Source organism: Citrobacter sp. TBCS-14, from assembly GCF_005280805.1.
Taxonomy (GTDB): domain Bacteria; phylum Pseudomonadota; class Gammaproteobacteria; order Enterobacterales; family Enterobacteriaceae; genus Citrobacter; species Citrobacter gillenii.
This window is the reverse complement of sequence record NZ_SZWM01001250.1, coordinates 1-506: the sequence shown is the minus strand read 5'-3', so window position 1 is coordinate 506 and position 506 is coordinate 1. Positions and strand designations below refer to the sequence as shown.

Below are 506 nucleotides of genomic sequence, written 5' to 3'. Positions count from 1 at the left end.
CTTCGCCACCGAAGCAATGATTTTTTCACGGGTCAGCGCTGCACCGCCGCCCTTGATCATCTGCATGTGGCCGTTGATTTCATCCGCGCCGTCAACGTATACGCCAAGGCTGTCCACCTCGTTAAGATCGAACACGTGGANGCCAAGGCTGTCCACTTCGTTAAGATCGAACACGTGGATACCGAGGCTTTTGAGTTTTTCAGTGGAAGCGTCCGAACTGGACACTGCGCCTTCAATCTGACCTTTCATGGTGCCCAGCGCATCAATAAAGTGTGCGGCTGTTGAACCGGTACCTACGCCCACAATGGTGCCGGGCTGTACATACTGAAGTGCCGCCCATCCTACTGCTTTTTTCAGTTCATCCTGCGTCATGATCGTTTCGCCTGTGGTGTGAATATGGTGGGAAAATTCACGCGCATTATAGAACATTGTGCAGAAAAATGTTCCCACACCCGCTCGCAAGCGGCGGATTTCGTCTTTACCCAACCTAAATTTGTGTCATAGTG

1 protein-coding gene is annotated in these 506 nt (G+C 51.7%); it reads right to left on the bottom strand.

Going from position 1 to position 506, the window contains the following annotated elements; translation table 11 throughout:
• On the bottom strand, positions 1 to 372 hold a 372-nt coding region (locus FDX22_RS26535), incomplete at its 3' end, for a ribose-5-phosphate isomerase A (protein ID WP_186805480.1).
• Between the last annotated feature and the right edge of the window lie 134 nt (positions 373 to 506).